The sequence below is a fragment of the Prevotella sp. oral taxon 317 str. F0108 genome, from assembly GCF_000162415.1.
Classification (GTDB): domain Bacteria; phylum Bacteroidota; class Bacteroidia; order Bacteroidales; family Bacteroidaceae; genus Prevotella; species Prevotella conceptionensis.
The window spans coordinates 58070-78239 of sequence record NZ_GG740073.1 but is presented as its reverse complement, the minus strand read 5'-3'; the positions used below and the strand labels follow the sequence as shown (position 1 = coordinate 78239).

Below are 20170 nucleotides of genomic sequence, written 5' to 3'. Positions count from 1 at the left end.
CTCTCCTTTGTGGAATATGAGCGATTGCGTGACTATGCTTTGAGCTTAGGGTTAGACGTTTTCTCTACCGCTTTTGATATGGAGTCCATAGACTTATTAGAACAAAGTGGCCAGTCGATTTGGAAAATTCCTTCGGGCGAAATAACTAATTTGCCTTATCTTGAAAGGATTGCAAAGATAAGAATTGCAGATAAGCAGATAATTCTGTCGACTGGTATGTCGACCGTAGACGAAATCCATCAGGCGGTAGATGTTTTGCTAAAAGATGAAATCAAAGAAAGAATTACAATCCTACATTGTAATACGGAGTACCCAACACCTGATGTGGATGTTAATCTGAGTGCTATTGATACATTACATCAAGAGTTCCCTGGCTTTAGAATAGGCTTTTCAGATCATTCTGTGGGTTCCGTTGCAGCAATTGGCGCATGCATGAAGAATATTGTTCTTATTGAGAAGCATTTTACTTTAGATAAAAGTCTTGAAGGCCCCGACCACAAAGCATCTGCAACGCCAGAGGAATTGGCCCTTTTATGTGAATCCGTAAGAAGAATCGAGGTTATTGCAGGCGGAGAAGGAAAACGTGTAACTGAGTCAGAACGACGGAATATAAACATTGCGCGCAAGTCTATAGTTGCAAGAATAGGCATAAAGAAGGGGGAAGTACTAACAGCGACCAATATAACATGTAAACGTCCTGGTAATGGAATAAGCCCAATGAAATGGTATGACGTACTAGGAACAAAAGCGATTAAGGACTTTACAGAAGATCAACTTATTGAAATATAAGATGAAGAGATTAGCAATAATACCCGCACGAGCTGGTAGCAAAGGTCTAAAAGATAAGAATATTATAGACTTATGTGGTAAGCCGATGATTGCTTATTCAATTGCTGCGGCAAAAAATAGTGGATTATTTGATAGGGTCATTGTTTCGACAGATTCAGTTCATTATGCAGATATTGCGACATCGTATGGTGCTGAGGTTATATTAAGGGGTGAGCAGCTTGCTAACGATCAGTCTACTTCTTTTATGGTTATTGAAGACGTGTTGAACAAGGTTGAAACTTGTTATGATTATTTTGTCTTGCTTCAACCAACATCACCATTACGTACGTCTACTCATATACAAGAGGCTATTGCAAAATTTGAGGCGAGCTACGACTCGTTCGACTTCCTTGTGTCCATGAAGAAGTCTGAATTTACCAAAGAATTGGTAAACATGATTGACGGAGATGAGAGTCTTAAAAATTTTGATCGAGACTTTTCCAATTACTGTCGCCAAACTTACTCTTATTTTTCACCCAATGGGGCAATCTTCATCGGAAAGATAAAACCCTACCTTAAGCAAAAGCATTTTTTTGGTGCTCGGGCTTTGTCGTATGTTATGAATGACATAGACTCGGTAGATGTTGACCATGTGATTGATTATGAATTGGCACAGATACTAATGAAAAAAAGGATGAAGGGGGGAGAGCCTTACTGCCGATTGGGTTTGGTGAAATAGATAAACATTTTAATAGGGTTGTTTTACAGCAAATAAAGTATGCATAAGTATAAAGTTTGTTTTGTTACAGGTTCGAGAGCTGATTATGGGATAGTAAGATGTTATCTTAACCTACTAAATCAAGATGAAAGTATTGACTTATCAATTTTAGTTACAGGAGCTTTGTTGGATGAAAAATATGGTAAGGCTAAGACTCTTATTGAAGACGATGGATTTAAAATAGGTTTTGAATGTCCTGTCTCGTTAAAGGTAGATAGATTGTGCGACACGACGTCCGTCATGGCTGTTGTGCTTGATGAGTTTGGAAAGCACTTTGAGGAAAACAAATATGATTTGGTAATTATACTTGGTGACAGATATGAAGTCTACTCCATTGCTATAGCTGCTGCAATGCAACACTTACCAATCCTGCATCTTCATGGTGGTGAAATTACTCTCAGCAATTACGATGAGTTTATACGGCATAGTATTACAAAGATGAGCCAGTACCATTTCACATCTACTGACGAATACCGAAAAAGAGTGATACAGATGGGAGAAGATCCCTCAACAGTATTTAACCTCGGCGCATTAGGGGCAGAGAATTGTCTTTCTATAGATGAAAGTAATGTTAATGTTGAAATAAAGCAATTGCCAGACAAGAGATGTTTTACGATACTATTTCACCCCGAGACTTTAAACTCACAGTCTCCGCTAGTCCAAGTAAATCAACTTTTAAGTGCGATTGAGGGGTTCTTGCCCGATTTTGAATTTTGTTTTATTGGTTCAAATGCTGATACTAAATCCGATGTGATAAGGGAGAATGTGCAAGCCTTCTGTAAAGAGCATGAACATACTCACTATTATGAAAATCTTCATCCTGACGCATACCATTATCTGGTTAAGAAATCCATAGCATTGATAGGTAACTCTAGTAGCGGTATTATTGAAGTTCCATCACTTAGCACAATGACGGTAAACATCGGTGATCGACAGACGGGCCGTGTTAAAGGCAATAGCATTATTGATGTGCGTTGTAATAAGGACGATATAATTGCAGGTGTTGATAAGGCTATGAATAATGCGCAGGAGAAAATCATTAATCCTTACTTGAAAGAGAATTCTGCCTTGCTATATTATAAGACAACGATCACTATTTTGGGCAAGTTGACAAGTACAAAATATAAAAGGTTTTACGATTTACGATAGCGTATAGAGAGGATAATTTCATCCAATAGCAGTTTATGATACAGAAATTTCGGCATATTGTTCATCTTGTTCTTGCTTTCTTCTCCGATTATCTTAGTTTGTTGGGAAGACCGCTTTTTTATCAGCTTCAGTTTCAACATTTTAAGTGTGAGTTTGATAATAAGGTGCAGCCTAAACGCTTATGTTTGCTTGGGAATGGTCCTACATTTAATCAAATTGAAGAGCATTTAGAAGCACTTAATGATTTCGATTTCTGTGCGGTTAATCTAAGTGTTAATACGGACATCTTTTTTAGGGTTAAGCCGAAGATGTATGTTATTGTGGATATGATGTTTTGGCAACAACCTGAGAAAGAAGGTATAAAGGAATGTTGGGATAACATACAAAAGATAGATTGGGATATAACAATATGCATACCTTTTAATTTCCCGACCTCTATGAAACGTACCTTTGAGAGAAACCCTTTTGTTAAGGTTCGCAGGTACAGCAATAATGTGTGGCGGCCAGAGTTACGAATGGCAAATAAATTGAAACTTTGGCTTTATAAGAAAGGTTGGGTTTCACCGAATGCCACGAACGTGAGTGTCGGTGCTATATTTGCATCCATTTTGAATGGTTATAAGGAGATAAACTTATTGGGTCTTGAGCATTCGTGGATGAAGGATATAAGAGTGAACGACCAGAATGAGGTTGTTTTGATGAATCGCCACTATTATGGTGATGTTGAACATGTATGGCGCGACTACGAGGGGAAACCAATAAAACTTGTAGACTTCTTGGCCTCTCAGTTGGAAACCTTTACGAGCCATTTGGATTTGAGACGTTTTGTTGATTATCTAGGAGATGTGCGGATTATAAACCGCACAAAAGGCTCTTATATTGACGCATACGAACGAGAAACCTTTGAAAAGATGTTGGAGAGTTCACGATGATTAAGTTACTCGACAAATTATTGCATAATAAGACGGTAAGGGATGGAGGAATTTTCGCGTTTTTTTCTTTCCTTAATCAAGGTCTTAATTTTTTCCTGTTAATTGTTCTGTCTTGGTACATCCTTCCTGCTTCCTATGGTGACTTGAACTTGTTTTATACAAGTGTGAGTGTCGTATCGTTTGTAATTTGCTTATGTACATCAGGAATTGTCAGCATCAAGTATTTTAAAGTAACGCGCGAGGTTCTTTCAAAGTATATTAACTTTGTGCTGATAACTACGCTAGTAGTTTCTGCTGTTTTATTAGCTGCTGTGTCTTTTTTTCATCCATTTGTTAGAAGTGTAGCTGGGATAACGTTACCAATGCAGATGTGGTGTATATATCTGTGTTCTACAGCAGTTATATACAACCTCCTGCTAGACATATATAGGCTGGAAGAAAAGCCTATTAAGTATGGTGCTTTCACAGTAGTATCGACTCTTTTGAACATCTGTGCATCCTTGTTTTTCGTTATCGTATTAAGGCAAGATTGGTATGGGCGTGTTGAAGCAAATATAATAGCCTCCACATCGTTTTTACTTATTGGTGTATATCTGCTTATAAGAAAGAAGTACTTAACCACAGCGAAACCAACCAAAGAAATTTGTAAAGAAACGTTATCGTATGGTGTTCCATTAATTCCCCATAGTTGTAATGGATTCCTTAGGCAAGGGATGGACCGCTATATAATTAATTCGCACTTCACCTCGTCATCTGTGGGCTTGTTTAGTTTTGCCATCAACTTTGCGTTTATTATATATTCTGTTGGGTCGGCTTTCAACAAATCCAATTCAGTATACATCTTCAAGTTGCTGTCGTTAGGCCAAGTTGATGTAAAGGCTAAGCTGAGAAAGCAAACGGTCTATATGTTGGGGTTTTATTTGGGGTTCACTCTTCTGCTTTATGCACTGTGTCTTTTCCTTATTCCGTTCGTTTTTCCTAAGTACCAAGGCTCAACGATATATCTGTTTCCTCTCTGTATGAGTTGTTTCTTTCAATGTGTTTATTTGCAGTTCTGCAATTTCCTTTTTTACTTCAAGAAGACAAAGGAACTGATGTATATGACTGTGGGTGTATCACTTTTACATTTAACTTTGTCTTTGTTCCTTACAAGATATTCAGTGTTGTATACCGCATATATTAGCATGTTGTCCTCTTTTGTTGAGGCATTACTGGTATATGCGTATTCACGCAAGTTATATAAAATCATTTAGAACAGGTTTAATACTATGGAGAAAGAGCGAGTGCATTGGCTTGATGTTGCAAAATGCTTGTTGATAATCAGCGTAATAGTGTATCATATTCCCGTCTTCGCCGAGCAGAATGGGGTAGGTGGGCTAGGATGGATGTATAATCTGAGACCATTGTTCAAGGCTTATTTTATGCCTACCTTTTTTGTCATAACAGGTTTCTGCAGCACATTTAGCGCAACTTCATTTTGGCAATTTGTCTATAAGAACTTTAAGCTGCTGATGATTCCAAATTTTTTGATAGTGGTTGGCACACCTGTTAGTTCTTATCTTTTAAGTCGAAATACAGACGTTTTGGTTTATGTTGATGCAGTTAGAACGTTCTTTATTTCTGGCGGTTTTTGGTTTCTAACATCACTTTTCTTTGGAAAAATTATATATTTTGGTTTGAAACGTATTTGCAACTCTATGACTTTATTGGGGTCGCTTTCTCTTTTATTTATGATTGTAGGAGTCATGCTTCATAGTATGGGCGTCCCCAATGTTTGGTATATTGAAAACACCTTGTCGCTTGTTTTATTTTTTTGGGTTGGGCAGATGATTTGCAAGCATCAGGGTTTGTTACTTAGGGTTAGGAGTCTTGTCTTGATTGGGGCAGTTTACCCAGTAATAATCTTATTGTATTATATACAAGGAAAGGAAGAACCGTTTATAACACTTCATGTGTCAGTTGAAGTTTTGGAAATTCCTGTTATTTTGACGTTAGCGATATCAGGTACGTTACTTTGTTTTTTAGTATCGCAATGGATATCTAAGAATAGAGTGCTGGAGTATATTGGTAGAGAGACTTTGACGATTTATCTTTTCCATATGTATTTCTTGTTGAAATTGTTGCCTCATTTGTCTGGAGTTATTCATAAGGGTACTATGGGGTATGCTACTGGGGTGGCGTTGGTGATTTCAACCCTTGTTTTTTGCACAATTGTAAATGTAGTTCTCAACACCAAGTACTTTAAGTGGGTGCTAGGTAAGTTTTAGTTTCTAAAAATGGATGTTTCGGTAATTATAGTTAATTACAATACAAAAAAACTAACAGCAGATTGTATTCAGAGTATTATAGACAAGACGTCAGGAGTTGACTATGAAATTATTCTTGTCGACAATGCTTCGTCGGATGGGTCAAAAGAAGAATTTCAGGATGATCGACGCATCAGATATGTCTATTCTGATAAAAATGGTGGTTTTGGTTATGGTAATAATCGGGGAATGGAAATTGCGCGTGGTAAGTATTTGTTTTTATTAAACTCTGATACAATACTTCTAAACAATGCGATAAAAGAATTCTTTGAATATTCTGAAACCCATAATCAAAGATGTATTTATGGATGTTATTTACAAGGGGATGATGGGAGTTATCGCGGCTCTTTTCATTTCTTTCCTAAACTTACGATGTGTGGTCTAATTAATGGCTTGTTCTGCAAGCCTTCCTATGAGCCTGATTTCACAGACACGGAGGTTGAGTGTGTTTGCGGTGCAGACATGTTTTTCCCTCGTGAGGCAATTAACGAAGCAGGGAGTTTTGATGAAAACATATTTCTCTATGGTGAAGAGAGTGAATTGCAACTCCGTATGCGGAGTTTCGGCTACAAAAGGATGCTGATTAATAGTCCCCAGATTATTCATCTTGAAGGACAAAGTATGAATGAGTCCTTTTCAAAGTTAGCAATAAAGATGAAAAGCCATTTTTATGTGTTGCATAAGCATTGCACTTGGTACAATTATCTATTTGCAAGAGCTTTTTTTGCCGCTTTGTATACAATCCATTACTTACCATCCTTAAGAAATAAGGAGGCAAGAGATTTTGTTAAGTTGCTGTATACGTTTAAATAATCCATAGATATGTTAATAGTATTAATAACTCAGGTTACTCCTGCCTCTGAAAACGTACGTGGTACTTCTGCCTTGCCCTACCACCTGATGGTACATAGGCCGGCAGGAGTGAATGTTATCATATACAGCTTTAATGGCAATCAGCTATCTGACACAAAAATAAAAGAAGTGGAAGAGGAACTGAATGTGACGATTAAGCAGTTGCCACGTCCAACATGGCAATCGTGGGTGCTTCGTCTGCATCTGCTATTTATACGTGTTTTGCTTAAATACCCTTTGTTTAATTATATGCGCCTCTCGTCAAAGGTTGTAGAAGAGATAAAGGGCTTGCAGCCTGATGGAATTTGGGCTTATGGACAAGACATTTCGCGAGTGACGAAACAATTTGCTGGGTTTAAGCGTGTGCATACTCTTCCCGATTGCGAGTCGCTATATTATTATCGTATGTTGGGCAGGCGCTTTGTTTTTAAGAACAGGATGATGTTCATGCGTAACATGGTGATGTATCCTAAGTATTTGCGTATGGAAGGAGCATACGAGAATTCGGCAATGGTGAAATACCACCTGGTGGGCGAGGCTGATGCGGAATCTTTGCGTAACGTTAATCCTGGCATCCAGGCCCATTTTTTACGACATCCCCATTATAATGTGGCCGAACCTCAAAAGCAAATCGCTTTCTCGAAACCTAAGATACGACTTCTTGTTGCCGGTCAGAACAACCTTTACATGCAAGAAGCTGCCGAAGAAGCATTTGATATGATGTTTCACAAGGCGGACAAGCTGAAAAACCATTACGAGATAACGTTTTTAGGGCGTGGTTGGGAAAGTACAGTGGTACGGTTGAAAGATGCAGGTTACGATGTGGCTCAAATAACGTTCGCGCCGGATTACATAGAAGAGGTTCGTAAGCATGATGTGCAATTCACGCCAATAGCCATTGGCACTGGCACTAAGGGTAAGGTGCTTGATGCGTTGTCTAATGGGTTGTTGGTGGTTGGAACGTCGTTTGCCTTGGAAAATATTGCGGTAGAGAATGGTGTCTCTTGTGTGGAATATCATTCTAACGAAGAACTGTTGGCTGCTTTAACGGATATTCCCCATCATGTTGAGAAGTATGAAGTGATGGCAGAAAAAGGACGTGAGGCAATTTTTGTTGAGCATGGCAGAAAGCGCATATCTGCGCAATTGATGGATTTGTTTAAATAGTAACAAGGTGTACGTATATATTTTTATTTTGGTTTTAGCTTTAGCTTGTGCTTTCTTACTGAAGCAAGGAAGTACGAAGTCTACTGCATACCTTGCTTGTTGGTTGGCCGCGCTTGCTTTATTTGTAGGCTTTTCTGACATGTTAGGTGGTTACGACCGGTATATATATGCTGAACTCTTTGATGAGGTTGCAGATGTGCAACGAACTGGTGGAGACGTCAAAACCGCATATATCTTCGAGTTGTATCCTTCGGAGTTTGGCTTTAGTTGGCTTAATGTTGCTATTTCGTATATTACGGCAAATAGATACATTTTTATCTTGCTCTTAACGATTGTCATCTATGCCTTACTGTTTATTTCTTTTAAACGATATGTAGACAATTACCCTTTTGCATTGGTATTGTTTATGGGGCTAATCTTCTTTTTCACATTTACGTATCTGAGACAGCTGATCGGCGTTGGAGTAGGATGGCTTTCCATTGAGTATGTTTATAAGAAGAAGTTTTGGAAGTTTTTAGTCGTCGTCCTTTTAGCAACGCTGATACATAATTCAGCCATCATACTTTTCCCTGTTTATTTCTTCCCTGTAAAACAGTATCCTAAAAGAACGGTAATTTTGCTTATGGTATTCTGCTTTATTATTGGCATCACAGGTATTCCGTCGTCAATATTTGAAATTTATGGCTCTGTGTCGGAAATGGAAGGCCGAGGACAAAGTTATGCGGAAAATGAAGTTGGGTTTAAGGTTGAGTATATTCTTGAGGCGTTTTTCTTCTTATATTTCATATTCCGCAATTATGAGAAGATACCCAAAACACCAGCAAGGATTGTTTTGTTAAACATGGCCTTGTCGTTTTGTGCTGTTTTGCTTATCTTTTCGAGATCGCTCAATGGGGGAAGATTGGGGTGGTATTATCTTATTGGGCTTATTTCTACCCTATCCTTCCTTGTTCCAAATGTAAAACGCATTACAGGTCAGTATCTTGTTCTTGCAGTATTCTCCTGTTTCCTCTATTTAAGAATTCTTCTTTTTGCGTGGGGACCGTTAGGAACGCTTTACCCATATAAGTCGTTTTTCACAAATGGTGTAAGGGAAGGAGATTGGGTTCATGAAAAATGGGAATATGATAATGGATATGACACCAATAAGTTCTATAGATAAAGAACAGATAATTGATACAAAAATGCAACTGAAAGAACGAGATTCTAATATGGAACTGTTGCGCTGTATTGCCATGTTCTTGGTTCTACTAGTGCATGCAGGTTTTCTTTCATTAGGTTTACCCACACAGGCAGAATCCTTGCAAGCACCTGTTTCCGTATTTATGAGACTATTAACGCAATCAGTTTCTGTAGTCTGTGTGAATGTGTTTGTGCTTTTATCGGGATGGTATGGTATCCGGTTTAGTATAAGGCGACTTGGAAATTTCCTTTTCCAAGTGTTTTTCTTTTCCTTCCTGATTTATGTGTGTCTTGTAATTATTCATCCTGCTGACTATTTAAATGTCCGTTCTCTATCTCGACTCTTTATCCTGAATGGTGAAGATTATTGGTTCGTAAAATCATATTTACTTCTTTTTCTCTTTGCACCGTTTCTCAATATACTAGTTGAACGAGAAGAAAGTAAACAAATAGTTAAATCTGTCTTAATTGTTTTTTTCTTGTTTCAAACTATTTATGGCTGGCTTAGCATAAAGGGAGTTACAGAATTGGAGGGGGGATATTCTGCCTTATCGTTTATGGGCTTGTATTTGTTGGTACGTTATCTAAGGTGCTATGGTTGTGATACATCTAAGTATAGTGGAAAAATATATATATCCATTTTTTGGGGCATAACTTTCATTAATGCCTCACTCGCTTTTTTCTTAGCACGAATAAACCTTATGGTATTTGGTAGAATCTTTACTTACACAAATCCATTAGTGATATGCCAATCTTTATTATTAGTGTTTGCTTTTTCACAGTTCAAGCTTAAGAGTAAGTTTATTAATTGGTTGGCAATATCTTGTTTCGCAGTGTATTTAACACATGCGAATGAATTTATTTTAAGGTCATATTATGGGCGATGGATAAAGTTCCTGTTTGATGAGCAGAACTCCATGGTGTTCATTTTCGCTGTTGCATGTACTATATTGGCGATCTTCTTTCTTTCTGTATTGATTGATAAAGTTAGGATATATGCTTGGACGAAGATTGCAGGGAAATAAAAGTTCATAGAGAATGCTTATAACTGTTTTCACTCCCACCTATAATAGGGAACAACTTCTTTCACGGCTTTTCACCTCCTTACAAGAACAGTCTTTCAAAGACTTCGAATGGCTAATAGTCGACGACGGTTCAACAGACAGCACGCACGATGTGGTGGTGAAGTTTGTTGAGGAGGGCGTTGTCCCAATCAAGTATGTATTCAAACGCAATGGTGGGAAACATCGGGCCATCAACGAAGGCGTTAAGCATGCAAAGGGAGAATTGTTTTTTATTGTTGATAGTGACGACATCTTGCCACCAGATGCCTTAAAGCGAGTAGCCGAGGTATATGAACAGATAAAAGACGACAGAGATTTTGGCGGAGTGGCCGGCGTTGATGCTTATCCCGATGGCCGTATTGTTGGTTCTGGATTGCCTGCACCTGTTATAGACTGTAATTCGATAGACATAAGGAGTAAGTATCATGTGGCGGGCGACCTGTCTGAGGTATTCCGAACAGACGTGATGCGTGAGTTCCCTTTCCCCGAAATAGAGGGTGAGAAGTTTTGTCCAGAAGTATTGGTATGGAACAGGATTGCCCGCAAGTATAAGTTGCGGTATTTTAATGAAGCGATTTATGTTGCAGAATATCAACCAGAAGGACTTACCGCGCGAATTGTAGAGATACGGATGAAAAGCCCCATCGCCAGCACAACTTGTTATGCGGAAATGGTATCGCTTAAACTTCCTTTTAAAGAGAAGGTAAAGGCTGCAACAAACTATTGGCGATTTAGGTTCTGTTGTAAAGGGAAGAAAAACGTTGCCAAAATAGGATGGATATGGAAGAGTGTGTGTCCTTTAGGTTGGCTGATGCACATGAAGGACATTCGCAAGAACAAATAGAAAGATATATACATGCGCATTCTTCAAGTTATCACTTCCCTGCATACAGGCGGGGCCGAGAAATTGGTTGTAGACATAACTCGGATTTTAAGGACACGCGGACACATTGTAGACGTTGTGGTGTTCGATGGCACCGATACTCCCTTTATGCAACGGCTTAGAGAAACGGGTTGTAAGGTGTACTGCCTATCTAATGGCGGTTCTGTTTATAGTCTTAGTTATGTATTTAAGTTACGGAAAATAATAAAAAACTATGATGTAGTACACTCGCATAACACCTCACCGCAATTTTTTGTAGCCTTGGCAAATTCGTGTTGCAAAAGGATTGTCGTAACAACAGAACACAACACAACCAACAGGAGGAGAAACAATCCGCTATGGAAACCTGTTGACAAATGGATGTATAATAGGTATCGCAAGATTATATGTATATCCGACCAAGCGGAAGAGAACTTGAAGAAGTATTTAGGGAAAGACAAAGCGTCTATTACCACCATATATAATGGTGTGGATGTGGCCGCTTTTTATAATGCAAAACCACTTGACGACTTTAAAAAAGAGAAGTTCGTCGTGGTGATGGTAGCCGCATTCAGAAAGCAAAAAGACCAGAAAACACTTATTGATGCGATGAACTTGTTACCTGGCGATGAGTACGAATTATGGCTTGTGGGACAAGGAGAATGCCTTGACGATGTGCGTAACTATGTCGAAACAAAGGGATTGCAACAACGTGTGAAGTTCTGGGGTAACAGAACCGATGTGGCAAATGTTCTCCATACGGCTGATATGGTTTGTATGTCGTCTCATTATGAAGGCCTTTCCCTCTCAAATATCGAAGGCATGTCGTCGGGACGTCCGTTTGTTGCGAGTGATGTAGACGGATTGCGCGAGGTGACAAAGGGTTATGGCGTGTTGTTCCCGCATGGCGATGCCGAGGCTTTGGCGGCCATCATTCGTCAGTTGCATGACGACAAGGCGTATTATGACCAGATAGCCGACAAGTGCTACCAACGGGCCATGATGTTCGACATTAATAAGATGGTGGAGGGCTACGAGTCGGTATATAAGGACTTGGTTCCATAGGCATGTTACACGTCAAGAGAGCTACATGGCAAAAATCTCTGCAAGGCAAGAGCAAACGATAGATAGTGTCAGACGTTCCATAGTCTATAAATTATAATGAAGAAGAAACTAATCAGGGTAACAACCTCAGATATCAGCCTCGACACGCTCATTAAGGGGCAGCTACATTTCATGAACCAACATTATGAAGTAGTAGGTTTATCTAACAACACTGGCCGGTTGAAGGAGGTGGGGAAAAGAGAAGGCGTGCGAGTGGTTGAAGTGCCCATGCATCGAGAGATTTCACTATGGGCAGATTTGAAAAGTTTGTGGGACTTATGTAAGATATTTAAGCGCGAACGCCCATTCATCGTACATGCCAACACGCCTAAGGGAAGTTTGCTGGCCATGATGGCAGGCAAGCTTACGCGCGTGCCCCATCGCATTTATACTGTTACGGGTTTGCGCTATCAAGGCGCGCAAGGCATGCTCCGTATAATATTGATGACGATGGAGCGCATCACCTGCTTTTGTGCAACAAAGGTAATTCCCGAAGGCAATGGCGTGAAAATGGCATTGGAGCACGACCATATTACGAAGAAACCATTGAAAGTGGTGCTTAACGGCAACATCAACGGCATTGACACTGAATATTTCTCTGCCGAAAGTGTGGCGCGCGTAGATAAAGAACAGCCCACCCAAGCAGAAGTTGCCAACAAGCGAGCAGCTATTCGTGCGCCGTTGGGCTTGTCTGCCGATGATTTCGCTTTCGTCTTCGTTGGGCGTATCGTGGGAGACAAGGGAATGAACGAGTTGGCCGCTTGTATGCGCAAGCTTCAAACCGATCAGCCTCAGTGTAAACTCATCTTGGTTGGTACTTTCGAAACCGAACTCGACCCTTTGAACGATGGGAACGAAGAGTTCTTCAAAACAGCGCCAAGCGTTAAGTATGTGGGTTATCAAACCGATGTGCGTCCTTACCTGTTGGCCGCCGATACGCTTGTGTTCCCCAGTTACCGGGAAGGATTCCCCAATGTGGTGATGCAGGCAGGTGCTATGGGACTACCTTCTATTGTTACCGACATTAATGGATGTAATGAAATTGTTGTTGATGGTACCAATGGCAAGATAATTCCCCCAAAAGACGAAACGGCATTGCTGGCAGCAATAGAAGTTTTCTTGAAAGAGCGCGGTGCGGTTGCCAAGATGGCTGTCATGGCACGGCCGATGATACAACAAAGGTACGAGCAGGAGAAAGTGTGGCAAGCCTTGCTTGCAGAGTATCAAGCATTGGAGCAGACGAAAAAGAACAGATAAGAACCTGTCGCATGGTGCCTATTGTTTATCGTAAATAAGATTAGTATCTCTAAGTAACATACCTTAACGCGGACATGTAGACATTGGTACAGGCTACTTGTAGCGGTGCTATAAGGCACATGTACGCACACTACAAGCCATTTGTAGTGCAGCTACAAACCGCTAGTAGTCCCACTACAAAGCTGTAAAAGGGCTTACTCCAAGTTTCAAAGCCCTACGTTTAATCCCAAGTTATATATGTACAAGCATTTCTTTAAACGCCTGATAGATTTTAGTGTCGCTTTAATTGTCCTCATATGTATCAGTCCCTTGCTATTAGTCGTAACCCTCTGGTTGCATTTCGCCAATAAGGGTGGGGGAGCTTTCTTCTTGCAGGAACGTCCTGGGAAGAATGGAAAGATATTTAAGGTGATTAAGTATAAGACGATGACCGACGAACGCGATGAGCAGGGACAACTATTACCCGATGACAAGCGACTAACTCCCGTTGGTAGCTTTGTTCGTTCTACGTCTATCGATGAGCTACCTCAGCTCTTTAATGTGCTTAAAGGCGACATGTCGCTGATAGGGCCACGTCCGTTACTTCCCCAGTACTTGGCTTTGTATTCGCCTTCGCAAGCACGAAGGCACGAAGTGCGGCCAGGCATTTCTGGCTGGGCGCAGTGTCACGGGCGCAACGCCATCTCGTGGACACAGAAATTTGAATACGATGTGTGGTATGTAGACCATGTTTCGTTTCTCACCGACATGAAGGTGATATATTATACCATCAAGGCCGTGCTGAAACGCGATGGCATTTCGGCCGAAGGACAAGCCACGATAGAGCCTTTTAACGGAAGTAATTAAAGAATGAAACGCATTGCGATATTTGGTTCTGGCGGGATGGGGCGCGAAATTGCCTGCACCCTGCAAAGGATAAACCACGCTGCCAACAAGGAAGTGTGGCAACTTGTTGGTTTCTACGACGATGGTTTGCCCCAAGGCAGTAGCAACGAGATGGGGAAGGTGCTGGGAGGTGCTGCCCAACTGAATGCCGTTACCGAGCCTTTGGCCGTGGTATTGGCTTTTGGCTCACCGCAAGTTATGCAGCGTGTAAGGCAGGCAATCACTAATCCCAATGTCTACTTCCCCAACATCATCGACCCAACAGTCGAACTATGGCATGCCCCTTCGTTCACGATGGGCGAGGGAAACCTATTTATGCCCCATTGCGTAGTGTCGTGCAATGTACGCATCGGCAATTTCAACCTCTTTAATGGCGATGTAAGCATTCGCCACGATGTTCAGATTGGTTCGTTTAATGCGTTCATGCCTGGCGTCCGCTTATCGGGTGGCGTGAAGGTAGGCGATGGCAATTTCTTCGGACTAAACTCTGCTGTTGTGCAGTACAAGACTATTGGCAACCATACGCAAATTGGTGCTGGCGCGGTTGTGATGGACGATACCGCCGACCATTCGCTTTATGTGGGTGTACCTGCAAGAGTGAAAAGAGATTTAAAGGTGAAAGAGTGAAAGGGTGAAAAGGTGAAAGAATGGCTGCGCCCTTAAAAGGTGAAAAGATGGCTCGCCTACCAACTTGTTAACTTGTCCGCTCAATCCTCTCGTCAACTCGTCAACTTGTTAACTCGTCAACTGACAAACCTCTCGTCAACTTGTCATCACACCAATATAATAATGGAATTTTCGAAAAAACTAGATAATTATGGATAATCAAATTTATTTATGTCTCGCTCACATGAGCGGTAACGAAATGCAGTACATTCAAGAGGCGTTCGACACCAATTGGGTAGTGCCCTTAGGGCCAAACGTCAATGCCTTTGAAAAAGACTTGGAGGCATTTGTGGGGCAGGGCAAACATGTCGTGGCCCTGTCGGCAGGTACGGCGGCCATACACTTGGCGTTGGTAGCCCTAGGCGTAAAGGCAGGCGATGAGGTTATTTGCCAGTCGTTTACCTTCTCGGCCTCGGCAAACCCCATAACCTATCAAGGTGCAACGCCCGTGTTCGTAGACAGCGAAGACCGCACATGGAACATGGACCCCAACCTCTTGGAGGAAGCAATCAAAGACCGCATCGCCAAAACAGGCAAGAAACCCAAAGCCATCATGTTGGTATATCTATATGGTATGCCCGCCTACATTGACGAGATAATGGAAATTGCCAACCGCTACGGCATACCCGTGGTGGAAGATTCGGCAGAAGCTTTCGGTTCAGAGTACAAGGGGTGCATGACTGGCACCTTCGGTCAGTTCGGTATCATGAGTTTCAATGGCAATAAGATGATAACCACCAGCGGTGGCGGTGCATTGATTTGCCCTGACGAAGAAACGAAGAAACGCATCATGTTCTTTGCTACGCAAGCCCGCGAACCTAAGCCTTACTATTTGCACAAGGAGATTGGCTACAACTATCGTATGAGCAATATCTGCGCTGGTATCGGCCGCGGACAGATGACCATCGCCCGCGAACACATCGCCCACCATCGTCACACCACCGAGCTTTACGCTCAGTTGTTTGCCGATGTTGAGGGAATAGACTTACACGTTGCTCCCGAAGACTACATGGATCCCAACTATTGGCTCAACACTGTGCTTATCGACCCCAAGAAAACAGGGCGCGATTACGAACAGATGCGTCAACATTTGGAGAGCGTGGGCATAGAAAGCCGCCCATTGTGGAAACCCATGCACACGCAACCCGTGTTTAAGGATGCCCCTGCATACGTAAATGGTGTGTCTGAAAGGTTATTTGCACAAGGTCTGTGCTTGCCGTCAGGCCCTTACGTAAGCGACCAAGACATTGAAAAAATAGTTAGAGAGATGAAATAGAGTCGATTGAGTTCATGAGTTTTTAAGTTTTTAAGTTTTAAGTCCTTAAGTTTCTAAGTTCTTGAGTTGCGAAGTTTAATGCCTTCAGCTTTCACTACGTTAGTAGGCGATATGTTCGAAAGGTTCGGCGTTTAAAAGGCACATCATAAAGAACAAGGTAGCTTAGAGATATAAGGACAGGTGATAGAGATTGAGGATTAGGAACTCCCCAATCCTTGATCTTTATCACTTCAAAGACTTGTAAACTTACAAACTCAGAAACTCAACCTGTTAACTTACATCACTATGGATCCATTTAGCAAGTTTATAAATTGGTACTTCCGTAAAGACTCGCTGCCTTATTGGTGCGTGTTCCTTATCGACTGCCTCATCTGTTTGCTAGGCGGCATCTTTGTTTGTGCCTTGTTCTTCCGTATTTCGCGCACAGCCACAAACATCGTGCCCATCGTTAACACGCTGTTGTTTTATCAGTTGTTCAACATCATAGGTTTCCGCGTGTTCCACACCTATGCTGGTGTGATACGCTATTCGTCGTTTGTCGACCTCAAACGCGTGGCCTATGCCATGGGGCTAGGTTTCATTATCGTTGTCGTTCTGCATTACCCCATCATCTTCTTACCCGCAGTTCATCAGCACATTGTTCCGTTGCATCTGCGGCACATCGTTTCCATTTACCTCGTTACCACCATCTTGCTGTGGACTTTCCGCATCATGATAAAGGGTATTTATGATACGGTGTTCGACACGGGACAAGCCAAGCGCGCACTGATTTATGGCGTACGCGAGGGCGGTGTGGGGCTTGCAAAGAACATTACCGCCCAAAAGCCGCAACAGTTCCGCCTTTTCGGTTTCATCTCTCACGAGGAAGGCTTTGCCAACCATTACCTCATGGGCAAGAAGGTGTATGAAGTAAACGACGAACTTCTCCGTGTCATTAAGGAGAACCGCATCAATGCCGTGTTGGTGTCGCCCTTGCGCAACGAGGTGTTCCGCGATAACACACGCTTGCAAGACATGCTTATCGAGGCTGGTGTGAACATCTATATGACCGAAGGCGTGCAAGAATGGGACGCCGATGCATCGGGCAAGGTGGTGAACACGCTGAAAGAAATTAGCATCGAAGACTTGCTGCCGCGCGACCAAATACAAATAGACATGCAGAGCGTGGGCAACCTTCTTAAAGGTAAGAAGATACTCATCACGGGTTCGGCAGGTAGTATCGGCAGCGAGATGGTTAGGCAGGTATGTTTGTTCCATCCCGCAGAACTGATGCTGGTAGACCAAGCTGAAACTCCGCAACACGACATCCGCCTGATGATGGCTAACGATTATCCGGCCATTAAATCATATACCGTCATCGCCTCTATCGCCAACCGCGACCGCATGGAAGGCATCTTCTCTACATTCCGTCCCGACTATGTGTTCCACGCTGCCGCTTATAAGCACGTGCCCATGATGGAAAACAACCCCAGCGAGAGCATACAAAACAACGTGTGGGGAACGAAGGTTGTGGCCGATCTCAGTCTTAAATACGGCGTAAAGAAGTTTGTGATGGTGTCTACCGATAAAGCAGTGAACCCCACTAACGTGATGGGTTGCTCTAAACGCATTTGTGAAATTTACGTACAGGCCTTAGACAAGGCCGAGAAAGAGGGCAAGATGCACGGCAACACGCAGTTTGTTACCACGCGTTTCGGCAATGTGCTAGGTTCTAACGGCTCTGTTATTCCGCTTTTCGAACGGCAGATTAAGGCCGGAGGCCCCGTAACCGTTACCGACCCCAACATCATTCGTTTCTTCATGCTCATACCCGAGGCCTGCAAACTGGTGCTTGAGGCGGGAACGAAGGGCAACGGCGGCGAGATTTTCGTCTTCGATATGGGCAAACCGGTGCGAATAGCCGACTTGGCTAAGCGTATGATACGCCTTTCGGGTGCTAAGAACATCGAGATACAATACACGGGGTTGCGTGCTGGTGAGAAACTTTACGAAGAAGTGCTCAACGACGAAGAGGGTACACTGCCTTCGTTCAACCCCAAAATTCGCATCGCCAAGGTGCGCGAGTACGATTACGAACAGGTAAACACCGACGTGATGGAACTCGTATCTATCTCGCATACCTACGACGAGATGAATATCGTGCGTAAGATGAAACAGATTGTTCCCGAATTTAAGAGCAAGAACTCTGTGTACGCAGAGCTAGATAAATGAGTGCCCAACACTAGAAAGCCACTGGCGGCAATTTCTTAGAGCTAGCCATTAAATAAGCTGATGGGAGTGATAAGATGAATGGAACCGATGAGAGGTGCAAAACAAAAGCTAAGGCCCGCTTGGCCCTAACTCCTCTCAGCTGTACCCATCGTCTCATCACTCCCATTCTTCTTATTCGCCCAATCCGCCCCGCTTGTCCCATCTCTATCTCAACCATTACCATAAAGTTTTAACCCCATTTCCCCTTATTCATGCTATTCTCCCTTTTGCATAACGAGTTTTGGCAAACGCCATTGCCATTCACTTCCCTCAACCACCAGCAGTTTGTTGTGCTGCAACAGGCTGCCGCCAAACAAACGGTAGAGGGGTTGGTGATGGGCGCATTGATACGCAACAATGTGAAGTTAGAGCGTGCCGACGCGCTGACGGCCTATTCGCGAACCATGATGATAGAGCAACTCAACAATAAAGTGAGCGGTGTGGCCAAAGATTTGGCGGGTATTCTGGGCGGCAACGGGATAGATTATCGCATCTTTAAGGGGCAAACCCTTGCGCAACTCTACCCTTATCCCTTGGCACGAACGCCAGGCGATATCGACTTCTATTGCGTTCCTGCCGACTTTACGCGCGCCGAACACCTTTTGCAACAGGCGTGGGGTATCGCCCTTAAAGGCGAAGAAAGCGAGCAACACCGCGAGTTTAACTATCGTGAAGTGCCGTTAGAGATGCACTTCCGCATGATAAAGTTCAACAGCAAGGGCATACAGGCCTATTGGGAACGGCTGTTGGCCGATGCCCCTATCGAGCAAACCGCCATCCAAGGCGTGCCCGTCACCACACTTCCGCCTACGCTCAACGTGCTGTATACCTTCCTTCACCTTTACCATCATTTGGTGGAATTGGGTGTGGGGCTGCGCCAGTTCTGCGACTTGATGATGCTGTTGCATCGTCATCGCGAACAGATAGACCGCCATGCGCTTGCACAGCATCTTCGCACTATGGGTTTCTATCGTGCCTTTTGCGCCATAGGCAGCGTGCTGATAGATAAGCTTGGCTTGCCAGCCCACGAGTTTCCTTTCGCCATTAGTCCTGGCGATGCACGTTATCAGCCAGCCATTCTCGACATCGTGTTCACGGGTGGCAACTTTGGCAAGCACATGTCTACCACGGCAGTGCGCTCAGGCATGCGCTATAACGTTGAGGCCACCATTCGCAAGTTGCGCCATTACCGATTGTTTTGGCGGTTGTCGCCCCGCGAGATACGCGCCACCATCCTTAAAGAGATGCCCCGAAAGATGTTGAGGTTGGGGTTTGGAAAAAGGTGAAAGAGTGAAAAGGTGAAAAGATGAAAAAGTGAAAGGGTGAAAAGATGGCTCACGCCCTTTAAAGGTGAAAAGGTGAAAGAGTGAAAAGGTGAAAAGATGGCTCACGCCTTTTAAAGGTGAAAAAGTGAAAGAGTGAAAAGGTGAAAAGGTGAAAAGGTGAAAAGATGGCTAACGCCTTATAAAGGTGAAAGAGTGAAAAGGTGAAAGGGTGAAAAGATGGCTAACGCCCTTTAAAGGTGAAAGGGTGAAAGGGTGAAAAGGTGAAAAGGTGAAAAGATGGCTAACGCCCTTTTAACTAGTATAACTAGAACAACTAGAACAACTAGTATAACTAGAACAACTAGAACAGCTTGAATAACTAGGAAAACTACAACAGCTAGTATAAC

18 protein-coding genes are annotated in these 20170 nt (G+C 42.7%); all 18 read left to right on the top strand.

The genetic code is table 11. The features are described from left to right. On the top strand, window positions 1-789 hold a 789-nt coding region (locus tag HMPREF0670_RS07200), incomplete at its 5' end, for an N-acetylneuraminate synthase family protein (RefSeq protein ID WP_157579603.1). 1 nt (window position 790) lies between these two features. Next, window positions 791-1507 carry a cytidylyltransferase domain-containing protein gene (locus HMPREF0670_RS07195; RefSeq protein WP_009230489.1) on the top strand — a complete coding sequence of 239 codons (717 nt, stop codon included), beginning with the start codon at window positions 791-793 and terminating at the stop codon, window positions 1505-1507. Window positions 1508-1546: 39 nt separating this feature from the next. Beyond that, a complete protein-coding gene (gene neuC, locus HMPREF0670_RS07190) occupies window positions 1547-2695 on the top strand; it encodes a UDP-N-acetylglucosamine 2-epimerase (protein ID WP_009230488.1) in 1149 nt (382 codons plus the stop codon). Between the two features lie 35 nt (window positions 2696-2730). Beyond that, window positions 2731-3627 carry a hypothetical protein gene (locus HMPREF0670_RS07185; protein WP_009230487.1) on the top strand — a complete coding sequence of 299 codons (897 nt, stop codon included), beginning with the start codon at window positions 2731-2733 and terminating at the stop codon, window positions 3625-3627. Then, a complete protein-coding gene (locus HMPREF0670_RS07180; protein ID WP_009230486.1) occupies window positions 3624-4880 on the top strand; it encodes a lipopolysaccharide biosynthesis protein in 1257 nt (418 codons plus the stop codon). The genes HMPREF0670_RS07185 and HMPREF0670_RS07180 overlap by 4 nt, the downstream gene beginning before the upstream one ends. A 15-nt stretch (window positions 4881-4895) precedes the next feature. Next, the gene (locus HMPREF0670_RS07175; RefSeq protein WP_009230485.1) at window positions 4896-5894 is read left to right on the top strand and encodes an acyltransferase family protein; all 999 of its coding nucleotides are present in this window, start codon (window positions 4896-4898) and stop codon (window positions 5892-5894) included. Between the two features lie 9 nt (window positions 5895-5903). Then, complete coding sequence (locus HMPREF0670_RS07170) at window positions 5904-6746, top strand: glycosyltransferase family 2 protein (RefSeq protein ID WP_009230484.1); 843 nt, start codon at window positions 5904-5906, stop codon at window positions 6744-6746. A 9-nt stretch (window positions 6747-6755) separates the two neighbouring features. Next, window positions 6756-7952 carry a glycosyltransferase gene (locus tag HMPREF0670_RS07165; RefSeq protein ID WP_009230483.1) on the top strand — a complete coding sequence of 399 codons (1197 nt, stop codon included), beginning with the start codon at window positions 6756-6758 and terminating at the stop codon, window positions 7950-7952. 7 nt (window positions 7953-7959) lie between these two features. After that, the gene (locus tag HMPREF0670_RS07160) at window positions 7960-9114 is read left to right on the top strand and encodes an EpsG family protein (protein ID WP_009230482.1); all 1155 of its coding nucleotides are present in this window, start codon (window positions 7960-7962) and stop codon (window positions 9112-9114) included. Further along, a complete protein-coding gene (locus HMPREF0670_RS07155; RefSeq protein ID WP_232213881.1) occupies window positions 9083-10159 on the top strand; it encodes an acyltransferase family protein in 1077 nt (358 codons plus the stop codon). Before HMPREF0670_RS07160 ends, HMPREF0670_RS07155 begins: the two co-directional genes overlap by 32 nt. A 13-nt stretch (window positions 10160-10172) precedes the next feature. Then, window positions 10173-11042: a glycosyltransferase family 2 protein gene (locus HMPREF0670_RS07150; protein ID WP_009230480.1), complete on the top strand. Its 870-nt coding sequence runs from the start codon at window positions 10173-10175 to the stop codon at window positions 11040-11042. Between the two features lie 12 nt (window positions 11043-11054). Then, window positions 11055-12125 (top strand): glycosyltransferase, encoded by a 1071-nt coding sequence (locus HMPREF0670_RS07145; protein WP_009230479.1) that lies wholly within the window; start codon window positions 11055-11057, stop codon window positions 12123-12125. A gap of 96 nt (window positions 12126-12221) precedes the next feature. Next, window positions 12222-13421 carry a glycosyltransferase family 4 protein gene (locus HMPREF0670_RS07140; RefSeq protein ID WP_009230478.1) on the top strand — a complete coding sequence of 400 codons (1200 nt, stop codon included), beginning with the start codon at window positions 12222-12224 and terminating at the stop codon, window positions 13419-13421. 237 nt (window positions 13422-13658) lie between these two features. Continuing rightward, window positions 13659-14267 (top strand): sugar transferase, encoded by a 609-nt coding sequence (locus HMPREF0670_RS07135; protein WP_009230477.1) that lies wholly within the window; start codon window positions 13659-13661, stop codon window positions 14265-14267. 3 nt (window positions 14268-14270) lie between these two features. Then, entirely contained in the window at window positions 14271-14933 is a 663-nt protein-coding gene (locus HMPREF0670_RS07130; RefSeq protein WP_009230476.1) for an acetyltransferase, read from the top strand. A gap of 190 nt (window positions 14934-15123) precedes the next feature. Next, on the top strand, window positions 15124-16248 hold the full coding sequence (locus tag HMPREF0670_RS07125) for a DegT/DnrJ/EryC1/StrS family aminotransferase (protein WP_009230475.1): 1125 nt from the start codon (window positions 15124-15126) through the stop codon (window positions 16246-16248). 285 nt (window positions 16249-16533) lie between these two features. Then, a complete protein-coding gene (locus tag HMPREF0670_RS07120) occupies window positions 16534-18459 on the top strand; it encodes a nucleoside-diphosphate sugar epimerase/dehydratase (protein WP_009230474.1) in 1926 nt (641 codons plus the stop codon). Between the two features lie 251 nt (window positions 18460-18710). Then, window positions 18711-19784 (top strand): nucleotidyltransferase family protein, encoded by a 1074-nt coding sequence (locus HMPREF0670_RS07110; RefSeq protein WP_009230473.1) that lies wholly within the window; start codon window positions 18711-18713, stop codon window positions 19782-19784. Window positions 19785-20170: the final 386 nt, after the last annotated feature.